The organism is Rhodobaculum claviforme (assembly GCF_016653255.1).
GTDB lineage: Bacteria > Pseudomonadota > Alphaproteobacteria > Rhodobacterales > Rhodobacteraceae > Rhodobaculum > Rhodobaculum claviforme.
This window is the reverse complement of the sequence record NZ_NHSD01000127.1, coordinates 1-14,603: the sequence shown is the minus strand read 5'-3', so window position 1 is coordinate 14,603 and position 14,603 is coordinate 1. Positions and strand designations below refer to the sequence as shown.

Annotated in this window: 13 protein-coding genes; 4 read left to right on the top strand and 9 right to left on the bottom strand. The window is 71.6% G+C overall.

What is annotated here, in order from left to right:
* The 4 genes from CCR87_RS03575 to CCR87_RS03560 all read left to right on the top strand — a co-directional run.
* On the top strand, positions 1-1,426 hold a 1,426-nt coding region (locus tag CCR87_RS03575), incomplete at its 5' end, for an MmgE/PrpD family protein (protein WP_207186537.1).
* Positions 1,410-2,972 (top strand): ABC transporter substrate-binding protein, encoded by a 1,563-nt coding sequence (locus tag CCR87_RS03570; RefSeq protein ID WP_201156201.1) that lies wholly within the window; start codon positions 1,410-1,412, stop codon positions 2,970-2,972. The genes CCR87_RS03575 and CCR87_RS03570, both read left to right, overlap by 17 nt.
* Positions 2,973-3,032: 60 nt before the next feature.
* Positions 3,033-4,334, top strand: coding sequence for an NAD(P)/FAD-dependent oxidoreductase (locus CCR87_RS03565; RefSeq protein WP_201156200.1), 1,302 nt, complete (start codon positions 3,033-3,035; stop codon positions 4,332-4,334).
* A gap of 14 nt (positions 4,335-4,348) precedes the next feature.
* Positions 4,349-4,693, top strand: coding sequence for a RidA family protein (locus CCR87_RS03560; RefSeq protein WP_201156199.1), 345 nt, complete (start codon positions 4,349-4,351; stop codon positions 4,691-4,693).
* A gap of 63 nt (positions 4,694-4,756) precedes the next feature.
* Here CCR87_RS03560 and CCR87_RS03555 read toward each other — a convergent pair whose 3' ends face one another.
* From CCR87_RS03555 to CCR87_RS03515, 9 genes are all read right to left on the bottom strand, one after another.
* Positions 4,757-5,584: an ABC transporter permease gene (locus CCR87_RS03555; RefSeq protein ID WP_201156198.1), complete on the bottom strand. Its 828-nt coding sequence runs from the start codon at positions 5,582-5,584 to the stop codon at positions 4,757-4,759.
* 2 nt (positions 5,585-5,586) lie between these two features.
* On the bottom strand, positions 5,587-6,531 hold the full coding sequence (locus tag CCR87_RS03550) for an ABC transporter permease subunit (RefSeq protein WP_201156197.1): 945 nt from the start codon (positions 6,529-6,531) through the stop codon (positions 5,587-5,589).
* A 66-nt stretch (positions 6,532-6,597) separates the two neighbouring features.
* Complete coding sequence (locus CCR87_RS03545; protein ID WP_201156196.1) at positions 6,598-8,121, bottom strand: ABC transporter substrate-binding protein; 1,524 nt, start codon at positions 8,119-8,121, stop codon at positions 6,598-6,600.
* Positions 8,122-8,198: 77 nt separating this feature from the next.
* On the bottom strand, positions 8,199-9,170 hold the full coding sequence (locus CCR87_RS03540; protein WP_201156195.1) for an ABC transporter ATP-binding protein: 972 nt from the start codon (positions 9,168-9,170) through the stop codon (positions 8,199-8,201).
* Entirely contained in the window at positions 9,167-10,204 is a 1,038-nt protein-coding gene (locus tag CCR87_RS03535) for an ABC transporter ATP-binding protein (RefSeq protein ID WP_201156194.1), read from the bottom strand. The genes CCR87_RS03540 and CCR87_RS03535 overlap by 4 nt, the downstream gene beginning before the upstream one ends.
* 329 nt (positions 10,205-10,533) lie before the next feature.
* On the bottom strand, positions 10,534-11,493 hold the full coding sequence (locus CCR87_RS03530; RefSeq protein ID WP_201156193.1) for an acetamidase/formamidase family protein: 960 nt from the start codon (positions 11,491-11,493) through the stop codon (positions 10,534-10,536).
* 33 nt (positions 11,494-11,526) lie between these two features.
* Positions 11,527-12,153 carry an ANTAR domain-containing response regulator gene (locus tag CCR87_RS03525; protein WP_201156192.1) on the bottom strand — a complete coding sequence of 209 codons (627 nt, stop codon included), beginning with the start codon at positions 12,151-12,153 and terminating at the stop codon, positions 11,527-11,529.
* Positions 12,150-13,271, bottom strand: coding sequence for a transporter substrate-binding protein (locus tag CCR87_RS03520; protein ID WP_201156191.1), 1,122 nt, complete (start codon positions 13,269-13,271; stop codon positions 12,150-12,152). Before CCR87_RS03520 ends, CCR87_RS03525 begins: the two co-directional genes overlap by 4 nt.
* A gap of 270 nt (positions 13,272-13,541) precedes the next feature.
* The coding region (locus tag CCR87_RS03515; protein WP_201156190.1) for an ATP-binding protein at positions 13,542-14,603 on the bottom strand (1,062 nt) is incomplete at its 5' end.

The following is a 14,603-nucleotide window of genomic DNA, read 5'->3' as shown; positions in this document are numbered from 1 at the left end:
CCCTGAGCTGAGCACCCCCGACCCGAGAACCCCCGACCCGAGAACCAAGGACAGCCGCATGCACGCCATCGAGGACCTCGCCGGATTTGCCGCCGACCATCCGCGCGGGGCGCTGCCGGTGGCGGTGCGCGACGCCATCCGTGATCTGGTCACCGACCTTCTGGGGGCGGCGGCGGCGGGGTTGCACACGCCGCTGGCCACTGCCGCGCGCGGGGCGGCGCCCGCGCTGCATGGTCCGGGGCCGTGCGGGGTGTGGTTCACCGGGATGGGGCTGTCGGTGGCCGGGGCGGCGATGGCCAATGCCGCCGCCGCCAGCGCGCTGGACATCGACGACGGGCACCGCGGCGCGGCGGGGCACCCCGGCGCGGGCGTGATCCCGGCGGCGCTGGCGGTGGGTCAGGCGCTGGGGTCCGACGATGCCGCGATCCTGGACGCCATCGCGCTGGGGTATGACGTGGCGCTGCGGGTGGGCGCGTCCCGGCCGACGGGCAGTTTCGACACCTACGCCAGCGGGCGCTGGGTCGGCTATGGGGTGGCGGTGGCGGCGGGGCGGCTTCTGGAGCTGGATGCGGGCGCGATGGCGCATGCCATGGCCATCGCCGGGGCCGAGGGGCCGATCAGCTTTGCCACCGGGTCCTCGGCCTATCAGGGCAGCACGGTCAAGGAGGCGATCCCCCCCGCCGTCGTCGCCGGCCTGACGGGGGCGTTCCGCGCGCGCGCCGGGGCCACCGGGCCGCTGGACCTGCTGGACCGCGACGACCGGTTCGCGCGCGTCCGGCTGACGGGGGGCCTGGGCGCGGACTGGGCGCTCCTGCACTGCTATCTGAAGCCCTATGCGTGCTGTCGCTACATGCATGCCGCGGTGGATGCCATCGCGGCGCTGCGCCAGCCCGGCAGGCCGGTCGTCAGCCTGGCGATCGAGACGTTTCCCCAGGGGCTGCGGCTGTCCAATGCGCGCCGCCCCGCCACGCTGGAGGCCGGGCAGTACAGCTATTACTTCAGCTGTGCGCTGGCGGCCCTGCATGGGGTCACGGCGTTGCAGCCGGTCGATCCGGCCTGGTTGCACGACGCGGATGTGCTGGCGCTGGCCGAGCGCATCACGCTGTCGGCGCATGCCGATTTCGCCGATGCCTTTCCGGTGGGCACGCCCTGCCGGGTGATCGTGGACCACGGCGACGGCCCGCGGGCGCTGACGGTGCACCACCCGCTGGGCGATGTCGCCAACCCGATGTCGCGCGCGCAGATCACCGACAAGTTCCGCCGCATCGCTGCGGCCAATGTTCCCGCGGCCCGGCGCGATGCGGTTCTGGCCGCGCTCGACGGGCTGACGGCCGACGGCTTTGCGCCGCTGCTGGCGGCGCTGAAGCACGACACCACCGACACGATGACCCAACAGGGAGGGACAACGGATGCGCTACTCGTTTGACAAGGGCGTTCTGATCGCCGCACTTCTGGCGGGCACCGCGCTCGCGCCCGCGACGGCCCAGGCCCAGAGCACCGAGCTGCGGCTGGGTGCGGCGGCGGCCGACATCGGCAACCTGGATCCGCATTACGCGGCCTCGACCACCGACCGGACGCTGGTCGCGCTGGTGTTCGGCGGGCTGGTGCGCTTTGCCCCCGGATCGACCGACCCCGCCGAGATCGAGGGCGACCTGGCCGAGAGCTGGGAGGCCAGCGACGACAACCTGGTGTGGACCTTCGCCCTGCGCGAGGGCGTGCAGTGGCAGCACGGCTACGGCGAGGTGACGGCCGATGACGTCGTCTTCAGCCTGACGAAATCCGCCGACAGCGCGCGCTCGGCCTTTGCCAGCGACTATGCCGCGATCGAAAGCGTGGAGGCGCTGGACCCCCATACCGTGCGCATCACGCTGGCGCGCCAGATCCCCAGCGTGCTGGGGCTGCTGGCCAACTATGCCGGCGGGTTCATCGTCAGCGAGGCCGCCTACACCGAGCGCGGCAGCGCGTTCTCGCGCGAGCCGGTGGGCTTCGGCCCGTTCCAGATCGACCGGATCGAACCCGGCGTGGCCGTCCACTTCACCGCCCATCAGGACTATTTCCGCGGCACGCCCCGGCTGGAGCGGGTGACGTACCGGTTCCTCTCGGCGGCATCGGCGCGCGATCTGGCGTTCCTGGCCGGCGAGGTCGACGCGATCACCGGCCTTGCCGATCCGCGCTGGCTGGCGCGCACCGAGGCGATCGACGGCGCGACCGTGGACATCTTCGACCCGGCCGAGCTGTCGCTGCTGAACATCAACATCACCCGCGCGCCGTTCGACGACATCCGCGTGCGTCAGGCGCTGGCCCATGCCATCGACGCCGGCCGCATCGCGCAGTTCCGTGGCGATGCCTTCACCCGCGTCGCGAAATCGGTGATCCCGTCCAACAATCTCGGCTATACCGAGGACAACGGCCATCTGTCCTTCGACCCCGAGCGCGCGCAGGAGCTGCTGGCCGAGGCCGGTTTCCCCGACGGGTTGCAGACCCGCATGGTCGCCTCCCAGCTGCCCAGCTACGAGACCACCAACCAGATCCTGCAGGCACAGCTGGAGGAGCTGGGCATCACCCTGGCGCTGGAGCCGGTGGAGCACGCCACCTGGCACCAGATGATCCGCCAGGACCTCAGCCCGCTGGTGACCTATGGCGCGGCGCGCTTTCCGGTCGCCGACGTGTATCTGACGCAGTTCTTCCACTCCCGCAGCATCATCGGCACCGATACCGCCGTGACCAACTTCAGCCACTGCGACGTGGCCGACGAACAGATCGAGGCCGCGCGGACGGAAACCGATCCCGACCGGCAGATCGCGCTGTGGCAGGAGGCCCAACGCCTGATCGTGGAGGCCGTCTGCGCGATCCCGCTGACGGAAACGGCGGGTGTGTGGGCGCGGCGCGAAAACCTCGACTGGGGGCATGACTTCAGGGGCTCCATGTCTCTGGGCCCGCTGGTCACGGAACTGACCCACTTCACCGACTGACCCTTTCCGGGCGATCCCCGGGGCCGCGGACATCCGCGGCCCCCCCCCACCCCCCGCAGCATGGCCGCCATGTCCCAGATGTATCCCACCTATTCCAGCACCTGCGGCTGGTCCGCCATGTTGCCGCCGCGCCGCCCGCACCCGGCGCTGGAGCGCGACGCCAGCGTGGATTTCGCCGTGATCGGCGCGGGCTTCACCGGCCTGGCCGTCGCGCGGCGCCTGCACGAGATCGACCCCCAGGCGCGCGTCATGGTGCTGGAGGCGGGCACCGTCGACCAGGGGTCCTCGGCGCGCAATTCGGGCTTCACCGCGCCCGAGGTGCTGCCGCGCAACGCCACCCTGCCGGGCGCCGAGAAGGCCCGGCGGCAATCGGCGCTGTTCGGCCATGCGTTCGAGTGGATGACCGGCATCCTGGACGCCCACGGCATCGACTGCGACCTGCGCCAGGTCGGCTCCATCCGCGCCGCCGCGACCGAGGCCGGCGAGGCATCCCTGCGCCGCGTGATCGAGGTCGCCCGCGCCAACGGCATCCGCCACGAGGTGCTGGACCGCCGCCAGATCGCGGACCGCACGGGCACGGAGTATTATCGCATCGGGATCCATGTGAACGACACCTATCTGCTGCAACCCTCGGCGCTGGTGCAGGGGCTGGCGGATTGCCTGCCCGAGGGTGTGGCGCTGCATGAACGCAGCCCGGTCACGCGGCTGGACCGCGACGGCGCGGGCTGGCGGCTGACGACGCCGGGCGGGGTGGTGCGTGCGCGCTGCGTGGCGCTGGCCAACAACGGCTTCATCCGCAGCTTCGGGTATCTGAAGCTGCGGATGGCGACGATCTACACCTATGCCGCGCTGAGCGCGCCGGTGGCCGAGGCCGACCTGCCGCGGCTGGGCGCGGACCCCGCGTGGGGGGTGCTGCCCGCCCACCGGCTGGGCACGACGCTGCGCCGGGTGGGCCGTGACCGGCTGATGGTGCGCTCGCTCTATGCGCTGGAGGGGGAAATCGCCCCCGACGCCGCCGCCGCCCGGCTGCGCGACCGCTTCATCCGGCGCTGGCCCGCGCTGGCGCATGTGCCCTTTGCCCATGTCTGGGGCGGCACCACCGCGCTGACGATGAACGGCGCGCCGTGGTGGGGGCGGCTGGCGGAGGGGCTGTTCGCCTCGGGCGGCTGCAACGGCAGCGGCATCACCAAGGGCACGATGCTGGGCTGGCACCTGGCCGGGCTGATGACCGGCCGCGAAACCCCCGAGGCCGTCACCGACGCCATGGGCACCGCCAATCTGATCGCCCCCGAGCCGTTCCGCAGCATCGGGTTCCACATCGTCTCCGCGCTGGAGACACGCAAGGCCGGGCTGGAAGCCTGACAAGGGAAAGACCCATGGACATCCAACGATTCGACGTCAACGACCGCCGCAGCCGCATGGTGATCCACAACTCCGTGGTCTACCTCTCGGGGCAGTTCTCGGACGAGGCGGGCTGCGTGGCCACGCAAACGCGCGAGACGCTGGCCAGGATCGACGCGCTGCTGGCCCGCGCGGGCACCGACAAGTCGCGCCTGCTGACGGCCGAGGTCTGGGTCACCACCATGGCCGATTTCCCCGCCATGGACGCCGAATGGAAGGCCTGGGTCACCCCCGGCGCGCCCCCCACCCGATGCTGCTGCGCCGTCACCCTGGGCGATCCCGAGATGCGGGTGGAGATCATGGTCACGGCCGCGCTCTGAGCGCCGCCGGGCGGCGTGGCCGGTCCGCCCGGTGGCCTCGGGGCCGCGCAGGGATCAGGTGTGTCAGTTGCGCGGATCGAGGACATCGCGCAGCGCGTCGCCCATCAGGTTGATCCCCAGCACCGCGATGAAGATCGCAAGCCCCGGCCAGAACGAGATCATCGGCGCGTCGTTCATGTAGTTGGTGCCGATCCGCAGCATCGACCCCCAGCTGGGCGTCGGCGGCTGCACCCCCAGCCCGAGGAAGCTGAGCGCGCTTTCCACCAGGATCGCGGTGGCCATGCTGACCGACATCTGGATCACCAGCGGGCTCGCGATGTTGGGCAGCACATGCTTGAGCATGATGCCCAGATGCCGGTTGCCGAGCGCGCGGGCGGCCTCGACGTATTCCGTCTCGCGGATGCTGAGGGTCTGGGCGCGTGCCAGCCGGATGAAGATCGGGGAATAGACGATGCCGATGGCGATCATCGCGGTGTAGAGGCTGGGGCCAAGCACCGCCGTCATCGCCAGCGCCAGCACGATCACCGGGAACGCCATCATCGCGTCCGTCAGCCGCATCACGACGTATTCATCGAGCGGGCCACGGAAATACCCCGACACCAGCCCGATCGGCACGCCGATCCCGGCGGCCAGCAGCACCGCGATCAGCCCGGCCTGCAACGACGCCCGCGCCCCCCAGATCAGCCGGCTGAGGATGTCGCGCCCAAGCTCGTCCGTGCCCAGCCAATAGACATCCGAGGGACCGGCGAGGATCGCGGTGAAGTCCGGGCGCGTGGGGTCGTGGGGCGCGATCTGCGGGGCGAACACCGCCACCACCACCAGCGCGGTGACGATCAACAGGCCAAGCGCGCCCAGCGGGCGGCGCAGCATCCGGCGCAGCACACGGTTCATTCTCAGCGCTCCTTGATGCGGGGGTCGAGGATGAAATAGACGATGTCCGTCAGCAGGTTGATCGCGATCACCGCCAGCGCGAAGATCAAGACCAGGCTCTGCATCATCGTCAGGTCCAGCCGCAGGACGGAATTGAAGATCAGCCGCCCGAAGCCCGGCAGCCCGAAGATGGTGTCGATCACCACGACATTGCCCAGAAGGGCGGCGAACTCCACGCTCAGGATCGTCACCAGCGGGATGAGCGAGGTGCGCAACCCGTGGCGCAGGATCACCGCATGGCCCGCCAGCCCCTTGGCCCGCGCGGTGCGGACGTAATCGGACTTCATCACCTCCACCATGCTGGAGCGCACCAGCCGCATGAAGATCCCCGCGGGCCGCAGCCCCAGCGCGATGGCGGGCATCAGCGAGTGCAGGAAGCTCTGCCACGGGTCGTCGGTAAACCGCACGAAGCCCGAGGACGGCAGCCACCCCAGCCACAGCGAAAAGACATAGAGCATCAGGATCGCCACCCAGAACCCCGGCAGCGAGATGCAGGTCAGCCCGATGAACGTGGCCACCCCGTCGCCCAGCCGCCCCGGGCTGGTGGCCGCGATCACCCCCGCAGGCACGCCGATCAGAAGCCCGATCACCAGCGCAAGCCCGGTGACCTGCAACGTCACCGGCAGCGCCGACAGGATCGCGCGCGACACGGGTGAATTGTCCACCATCGACCGGCCCAGATCGCCGGTCATCACATTGCCCAGCCACGACAGGTACTGCATGTGCAACGGCTGGTTCAGGCCCAGCCGCTCGCGCACGGCCGCGAGCGACTCCGGCGTCGCCTCCTGGCCCAGGATCATGCGCGCGGGGTCGCCCGGCAGCACCTGCATCACCAGAAACACCCCGATGGTGATCAGGAACAGGATCGGGATCATGCCGAGGAAGCGGCGAAGGACGAAGCCGGCCACGGGGGACCTCCTTGCGAAAGGGGGGCCGCGGCGGGGGGGCCGCCGCGGCGCAGGGTCAGGGACGGATCAGTCGGCGGTCAGCCAGACATCCTCGAAGCGCATCATGGAATCGGGGATGTGGCGGTAGCCCTGCATCTCGTCGCGGAAGGCCTTCATCTCCTGCAGGTGGTAGGTGAAGATGTAGGGGAAGTCGGTGTTGAAGACCTCCAGCGCCTCGCGATAGAGCGCGCGGCGCTCGTCCTGGTCGACGGCCGCGCGTGCGGCATCCAGGATGCGGTCCATCTCGGGGCTGCTGTAGTGGCTGAAGTTCACGCCGCCCTCGGAATGGAACCACGGGTGCGAGCTGAGGTCGGGGTCGTTGCGGGGCGACAGCTCGATCTGGGCGGCGGCATAGTTGCCTTCGCCCATGCGCGAGATGATGGTGCCGAACTCCACCTGCTGCAGCTGGATGTCGATGCCCACCTCCTGGCACATCGCGGCATAGATCGAGGCCACGCGGATGCTTTCGTCATCCGGCGTGATCAGCAGCGGGAACGAGAAGCCATCGGGCACGCCCGCGGCCTCCAGCATCTCGCGCGCGCGGTCCAGATCGCGGTGCGGCGCCTCGTCGGGGCTGTCCACCACCCAGGTCGCGGGCGAGAACGGGCCGATCGCCGGCACCGCCGCATCGCCGAACACCGTGTCCACCACGATGCGCCGGTCGATGCAGGCCGACACGGCGGCGCGGCGCTCGGCGCTGCCCATCTCCTCGGACTGGGTGTTGACCCAGATGCCGCGGAAGCCGAGGCCGCCCACGATGCTCAGCGTGATGTCGTCGCTGTCCTGCAGGCGCTGGACGGCGCGGCCCGGCACGGTGTTGATGATGTGGATCGAGCCCGTCTCCAGGTTCACGATGCGCGATTCCGCATCCACGAAGGGGCGGTAGATCACGCGATCAAGGTACGGCAGCCCGTCCTTGAAGTAGCCGTCGAAGCGCTCCAGCACCACGCGGTCGTCGCGCACGCGTTCGGTCAGGCGGAACGGGCCCGCGCCCACCAGCGCCTGCCCGAAGTCCGCGCCCAGCTCCTGCACGGCGGTGGGCGAGACCATCATGCCCGACCAGCTGGCCATCGCCGGAAGGAACGCGCCGAACGGCTGGCTCAGGCGGACGGTGACGCGGTGGGTGTCCTCGACCACCACCTCCTCGACGAACGACAGCTCGCCCGCGCGGGCGGAGCCGAAGTCGCGGTCCATCATGCGGGCGAAGTTGAAGGCCACGGCCTCGGCATCGAAGGGCGTGCCGTCGTGGAAGGTGACGCCCTCGCGCAGGTGGAAGGTGTATTCGGTGCCGTCCTCGCTGACCTCCCAGCTTTCGGCCAGCTCGGGCTGGATCTGGAGGTCCTCGTCAACCTCCACCAGGGTGGCGAAGATGTTGTGCAGCACCGTGCGCGAGGCGTTGGAGCTGGTCAGGTGGGGGTCCATCTCGGGCGGATCATCGGCCAGGCCCACGTTCAGCGTGCCGCCGCGCACGGGGTCCGCCCAGAGCGCGCCGGGCATCGTCAGGGCGGCGGTCATCGCCGCCGCGGTGGAAAGCATCAACAGTTTCTTCACGGTCGTTCTCCCTCTCTGTCGGGTCTGTTCCTGTCGGCCCCGCGTGGGGCCGGTGGGGCGCTGACCCGCTGCGCCCCTCAGCCTCGTTTCAGGCAGGCGACGCGGTGGCCGGGGGCGACCTGGCGCAAGCCTGGCACGGTTTGCGCGCACTCCGGCCCCGCGATGGGGCAGCGGGTGCGGAACACGCAGCCCGACGGGGGCGCGACGGGCGAGGGCGTCTCACCCTTGAGCAGGATGCGCGCGCGCCGGGCGCCGGGCTCGGGGATGGGGGCGGCCGACAGCAGCGCCTCGGTATAAGGATGGGTGGGGCGGGCATAGAGGTCGGCCGCGTCCGCGATCTCCATGATCCGGCCCAGATACATCACTGCGACCCGGTCCGAGAGGTATTCCACCACGCTCAGGTCATGGGCGATGAAGATCATCGTCAGCCCCAGATCGGCGCGCAGGTCCTGCAGCAGGTTCAGCACCTGCGCCTGGATCGAGACATCGAGGGCCGACACCGGCTCATCCGCCAGGATGAAGTCGGGCGCCACCGCCAGCGCGCGGGCAATGCCGATGCGCTGGCGCTGCCCGCCCGAGAATTCGTGCGGATAGCGGGTCATGGCATCGGCCGACAGCCCCACCCGCTCCAGCATCATGGCGACCCGGTCGCGCCGGTCGCGGGCGCCATCGCCGATGGCGTGCAGCTTCATGCCTTCGGCGATGATGCGGCCCACGTTCATGCGCGGGTTGAGGCTGGCGAACGGGTCCTGGAAGATGATCTGCATCCGCCGCCGCGCCCGGCGCAGGTCGCCCGCCCCCAGCGCCCGGAAATCCGCGCCGTCAAAGGTGATCTCGCCCGAGGTCGGCTCGATCAGCCGCAGGATCGAGCGACCCGCGGTGGTCTTGCCCGACCCGCTCTCGCCCACGAGGCTGAGGATCTGGCCGCGGTGCACGTCGAAGGTCAGCCCGTCGACCGCGCGCACGATCTTCCTTGCCGAAAACGGCGTGGCCCCGCGGATGGGGAAGTGGGTGCACAGATCGCGCACCGACAGCAGGGGCGCGGTCATGACGGGACCCCCGCGATGTCGCGCCAGCGCGCGCAGCGCACCAGATGGCCGTCGCCCGCATCCTCCAGCGGGGGCAGGGCGGTGGTGCAGACCCCCTCGTGCATGTGGTCGCAGCGGGGATGGAACGCACAGCCCGGCGGCAGCTTGCGCGGGCTGGGGATGTTGCCCCGGATCGCGCGCAGCCGCGCCGCGCCCGGCCGCGCCGAGGCGCCCGGCCGCGGCGTCGATCCCATCAGCCCGACGGTGTACGGCATCCGCGGGGTCGCAAACAGCGCCTCCACCCCGGCCTCCTCGACCTTGCGGCCGGCGTACATCACCAGCACGCGGTCGGCGATCTCGGCCACCACGCCCAGGTCATGGGTGATGAACAGGATCGCCATGCCGCTGTCGCGTTGCAGCCGCCGCAGCAGGTCCAGGATCTGCGCCTGGATGGTCACATCAAGGCCCGTGGTCGGTTCGTCCGCGATCAGCACGCGCGGGTCGCACGACAGCGCGATGGCGATCATCACCCGCTGGCGCATCCCCCCCGACAGCTGGTGCGGATAGGCGCGCGCCCGCAACGCGGGTTCCGGGATGCCGACCTGGTCGAGCAGTTCGATCGCCCGCGCGCGCGCGGCCCGGCGGCCGATGTCGCGGTGGGTCAGGATCGCCTCGGCGATCTGGTCGCCGACGGTATAGACGGGCGTCAGGCTGGTCATCGGCTCCTGAAAGATCATGGCGATGTCGTCGCCGCGCACCCGGCGCATGGCGCGCTCCGGCAGGCCCGTCAGCTCGCGCCCGTCCAGCCGGATGCTGCCCGAGGCGATGCGCCCGATCCGCGCGGGCAGCAGCCCCATCACCGACAGGCTGGTGACGGACTTGCCCGAGCCGCTCTCGCCCACCACCGCGAGCGTCTGTCCGGCGTGCAGCGCGAAGCTGACGCCGTCGACGGCGCGCAGGCGCCCTTCGTCGGTGGTGAACTCGGTCACCAGATCGCGGACCTCCAGCACCGGTGTGCCCGGGCTGTGCGAAAGGTTGCCCGTCGCATCGGTCATTGCGCCCCCTGCGCCTGTCCCCCGGCCGATCCCGGAGGGGTGAAACGAAAACGCCCCCGCCCTGCGCCGCCGGAAAACCGGACGGGCAGGACGGGGGCGCGAATGCCGATCCGGATCTCTGCGGCCGATCCCTTGTGGCGGAAGGCCCCGGTGATGCGGGGCGCTTCGGACGCGGGGTCGGTCGGTCCGGACTATGTCAGGCCCCGAGTTTCGCAGGCGCGGCGGGCAGGTCAAGCGCGAAATGACCCGCCCCCCTCCGCCGCGCCCTCCGCCGCGCCGGGGCGCGGGGCGGATGCCCGGTTTTCAGGCGCCTGTCCGCGCGGGCCGGGTCATTCGAACACGCAGCGCGGAAAGTAGAACGACACCACCCAGTTGGGCTGGTCCACGATCTCGGAGATCCGCAGATCGCCGCAGGTGGACGCCAGCATGTAGGCCTCCACCGCCGCCATCTGGCGGGTGGCGCACAGGAAATCCACCATCCCGGCCACCGCGTCGCGCGCGGCCGCCATCAGGTCGGGGCCGATGCCGGTGGTGACCTCGTAGCCCTTGGCATCCAGATGCCGCGTGACCGGGCCGGCGGTGGTGAAGCGCGGCATCTTCAGGTTGGCGCCCTTGACCAGATCGAGGGTCAGGATCACGTCCATCGGGCTCTCGATGGCGGTGCCGCAGACCTCGCCGTCGCCCTGGGCCGCGTGGGTGTCACCGATGGAGAAGAGGGCACCCGCCACCTCCACCGGCAGATACAGCGTCGTGCCGGCGGCCAGATCGCGGATGTCCATGTTGCCGCCCACCCGGCGCGGCGGCACGATGGAATGCGCCCCCGGTTCGGCCAGCGCGTTGCCGATGGTCCCGGCAAAGGGCTTCAGCGGCACCCGCCCCTCGCGGCCGAACAGGGCCGGTTCCATGCTGCTTGCGTCATACTTCCAGATGTGCAGCGCGGGGTCGGGGAACTGGTCGGCCAGCAGCCCGAAGCCGGGGATGTTGGCGGTCCAGCCGAAGCCCGCGCCGCCGCGCATCTGCGGGGCAAAGCCGTCGAGCGTGATCTTCAGCGCGTCGCCGGGCTCGGCCCCCTCGACCCAGACCGGGCCGGAGACCGGGTTGATCTGCGAGAAATCCAGCGTGGCGACATCAGCGACCGTGCTGTCGGGGCCGAGCTGCCCGGCCGAGCTGTCCTTGCAGTGGAACAGGATCGTCTGGCCCGGCTCGGCGCGCAGAACCGGCGCGATGGCGTTGTCCCAGCCGAAGTGATGCTGGGCTGCGTGGATGGTGTGGTTGCAGTTCTTGCACATGGTCCCTCTCTGTCGGTCGGTGGTTGGCCGCGGTCAGCGGCGGGTGTGGCGGGGCGGGTCGGGATCTGCGGCGCCGGGCCCGCGCCCGTGCGAGACGATGCGCGCGGCGGCCTCCTCGATCGGGACGCGCCAGGCCATCGCGAGGTGGCGCAGCCGGTCATAGGCGGCGTCCTCGCCATGCTCGGCCAGGCCCAGCAGGGCCACCGCCTGCACCACCGTCTGGCGCGCGCCCAGCCGGCGTTCCAGGTCCGCGATCCGCCCGGCCAGGGCGGCGCGCGCCTCGAACACCTGGTGCGCGATCAGCAGCGCGCTGTGCGCGCCCGCGTCCCCCACCGGCTTGAGGATCTGCCCGCAGGCCCCCTGTGCCATGGCCCAGGCGATGCGGCCCGGCGCCTCGGAGCCGATCAGCGCGATCAGCGGCATCGGCGCGGTCCCCGGCGCCCAGGGGAATTGTTCGTCATGGCCCATGTCGGCGTCGAAGAAGACATAGTCCGCCGCCAGCGCCGCCGCCGGAAGGTCGGGCCAGACGCTGGTCACCTCCAGGCCGATGGCGGTCAGCTGGCGGGTCAGCGCCTCGACCGTGGGGTTGGGGCGGTGCAGGATGACCGCGCGTGCGCCGCCCAGCTCCGGCAGGGTGCGGCGGCGCGGGGCGCGGGTCATGGCCGCACCAGCGACAGGCGCGCGCGCGCATCGGGTCGGCGCCGCGCGCGCGCCAGATACGGGTCGGGGGCGATGGCGGGGGTGGCGGCGATCACCTCGAACCGGCCGCCGCGGACCTGTGCCACCAGCCCCGGCTGGGCCATGTGATGATGGGCGGGGTCGATCCCGTGGGCCGCGCCCTGCGCGCCGTCCGGGCCCAGCAGCCCGGCCAGGTCCAGCGCCTCGGCGCCGGGGCGGTGCGCCAGCAGCCGTGCCAGCGCGCGCACCGCGCGAAACGCCGCCCCTTCGATCGAGGACGCAAACCCCCCCGGCGGCTGGTCCCCCCAGGCCCCGGGGCCGCTGTGCCCGGCGAAATACGGCCCGGCCGAGATCACCCCCTCGGCGGCCGCGCCCAGCCCCTCCAACTCGCACTCCGTCAGGTTGCACGACAGGATCGGGCAGCGGTCGGGCGCAAAGCCCGGATCGCGCGCGGCCAGCCGGGCCATCTCCTCCAGAAACCGGTACGACGACGGCCCCACGAGCGAGTTCAGCACGAAATCCGGCCGCGTCGCCGCGATCTCGTCGATCAGGCGGTCCACATCGGTGTCGCCGATGGCCAGATACCGCTCCGACAGCACCGCGCCGCCGGCGTCGGCGATCAGGTCATGGGCGATGCGCGACATCTCCCAGCCCCAGATGTAGTTCGAACCCACCAGGCAGGCGCGCGCCCCGAACCGCGGCAGCACCCAGTCGAACAGCGGGATCAGGTGCTGGTTGGGGCAGGCGTGGGTATAGACGACATGGTCCGAGGCCTCGTAGCCCTCGTACGGGCAGGGGTACCACAGCGCGCCGCCCGCGCGTTCCAGCGCGGGGATGACCTCCTTGCGCGACCACGATGTGGTGGTGCCGATCACATGGCGCGCGCCGGTGGTGCGCAGGACCTCGGTGCACAAGGGGCCATAGAGGTCCACGTTGCCCTGCGGGTCGCGCGCCACCGGCACCAGCGTCACATCGAGGGTCGGGTCGGCGTTCACCGCCGCGACCGCCCGCAGCGCCCCCGCCCGCCCCGCACGCGAAATGCGCGCATACGCCCCCGAGCCGGAGAACAGCAAGCCGATGGTGATCACGCGCCGCGCCATGGAAACCTCGCAACTGCGCGCACGGGCCGGTCATCAAAAAAGCCCCTCGGGCGGGGCCGGGCTGCGCGCCGGTCCGCCGTCAGGGCCTGAATGCCTTGCACCGCACGATGCCCGCCCAGCATTCCACCCCGCCCCCCGACGGTCAAGCCCCGGGCTTTGGGTGTCGGGCTTGAATATCGGGGGGGATGCGGCTGGCCGCGCGGGCCCTGTGGATCGCCACATGGCGGCGCGCGCGCAGGGCCGACCCGCCGCCGCCACGCGCGCGCGGGTCTAGCCCGGCGCAGGCAGCCTGATCGTGACGCGCAAGCCCCCCTCGGCGCGGTTTTCCAGCGACAGCGCGCCGCCGTGCGAGGCGATGATGTTGCGCGCGATGGACAGGCCCAGGCCGGCCCCGCCGGTTTCGCCGCTCCGGCTGTCCTCGCCGCGGACGAAGGGTTCGAGGATGTCCGACAGCCGTTCGCGCGGGATGCCGGGGCCGTCGTCCTCGGTGCGCACCAGAACCGCGTCGCGGGTGCGCTCCAGCCGCACCCGGGCCGTCCCGCCATAGCGGAGGGCGTTGTCGATGATGTTGCCGAAGGCCCGGCCGAGGGCGACCGGGCGGCCGTGCACCTGCGCCGCGACGGCGACCTGCAACACCGCGCCACGTTCCTTGCACAGCCGCTCCAGCAGGGCGGCGAGATCGACCCGCACCGGTTCCTCGCCGTCGCCCGCGCCGCGTGCGTAGTGGACAAGCCCGCTGGCCATCACCGTCATCTCGTCCAGCGTCCGGATCATCGGGGCCGCGTCCTCGGGGTCCAGCATCTCGGCGCGGATGCGCAGGCTGGTGATGGGGGTGCGCAGGTCGTGGCCGACGGCGGCCAGCGTGCGCATCCGTTCGGCGTCGAACCGGGCGATGCGGCCCTGCATCTCGTTGAAGGCGGCGGCGGCGGCGCGCAGTTCGCGCGGCCCCTCTTCGGGGACACGCACGCCGCGGTCGCCCTGTCCGGCCGCGCGCGCGGCGGCCGCCAGCGCGTTCAGCGGGCGCGTCAGGCGGCGGACCAGCAGCAGCGCCGCACCCAGCACCGACACCAGCGACACCCCGAGGACCAGCAGCAGCCCCCCCGTCGGGATGCCGGGCGGCCCCCGGTGATCCCCGCGCGACACGGAGTTGAGCCATTGCACCCCCCCGGCATCGCCGCTCAGGCGGATCGACAGCGCCACCGCCTCGCCGCGGGGGCTGTCCTCGGAGTGGCGGAGGATCAGGGCGGCGCGGACCTCGCGCGCGCCCAACGCGTCGCGCAGCGCGCGGGTCAGCGCGGCCGCGCGGGGGGGGGTCGGCCCCTCGGTCACGCG

Excerpts from the sequence above, each read along its gene's own strand:
- CCR87_RS03555 (WP_201156198.1), bottom strand. The coding sequence starts at position 5,584 with ATGAACCGTGTGCTGCGCCGGATGCTGCGCCGCCCGCTGGGCGCGCTT.
- CCR87_RS03560 (WP_201156199.1), top strand. The coding sequence starts at position 4,349 with ATGGACATCCAACGATTCGACGTCAACGACCGCCGCAGCCGCATGGTG.
- CCR87_RS03540 (WP_201156195.1), bottom strand. The coding sequence starts at position 9,170 with ATGACCGCGCCCCTGCTGTCGGTGCGCGATCTGTGCACCCACTTCCCC.
- CCR87_RS03530 (WP_201156193.1), bottom strand. The coding sequence starts at position 11,493 with ATGTGCAAGAACTGCAACCACACCATCCACGCAGCCCAGCATCACTTC.
- CCR87_RS03565 (WP_201156200.1), top strand. The coding sequence starts at position 3,033 with ATGGCCGCCATGTCCCAGATGTATCCCACCTATTCCAGCACCTGCGGC.
- CCR87_RS03570 (WP_201156201.1), top strand. The coding sequence starts at position 1,410 with ATGCGCTACTCGTTTGACAAGGGCGTTCTGATCGCCGCACTTCTGGCG.
- CCR87_RS03520 (WP_201156191.1), bottom strand. The coding sequence starts at position 13,271 with ATGGCGCGGCGCGTGATCACCATCGGCTTGCTGTTCTCCGGCTCGGGG.
- CCR87_RS03525 (WP_201156192.1), bottom strand. The coding sequence starts at position 12,153 with ATGACCCGCGCCCCGCGCCGCCGCACCCTGCCGGAGCTGGGCGGCGCA.
- CCR87_RS03535 (WP_201156194.1), bottom strand. The coding sequence starts at position 10,204 with ATGACCGATGCGACGGGCAACCTTTCGCACAGCCCGGGCACACCGGTG.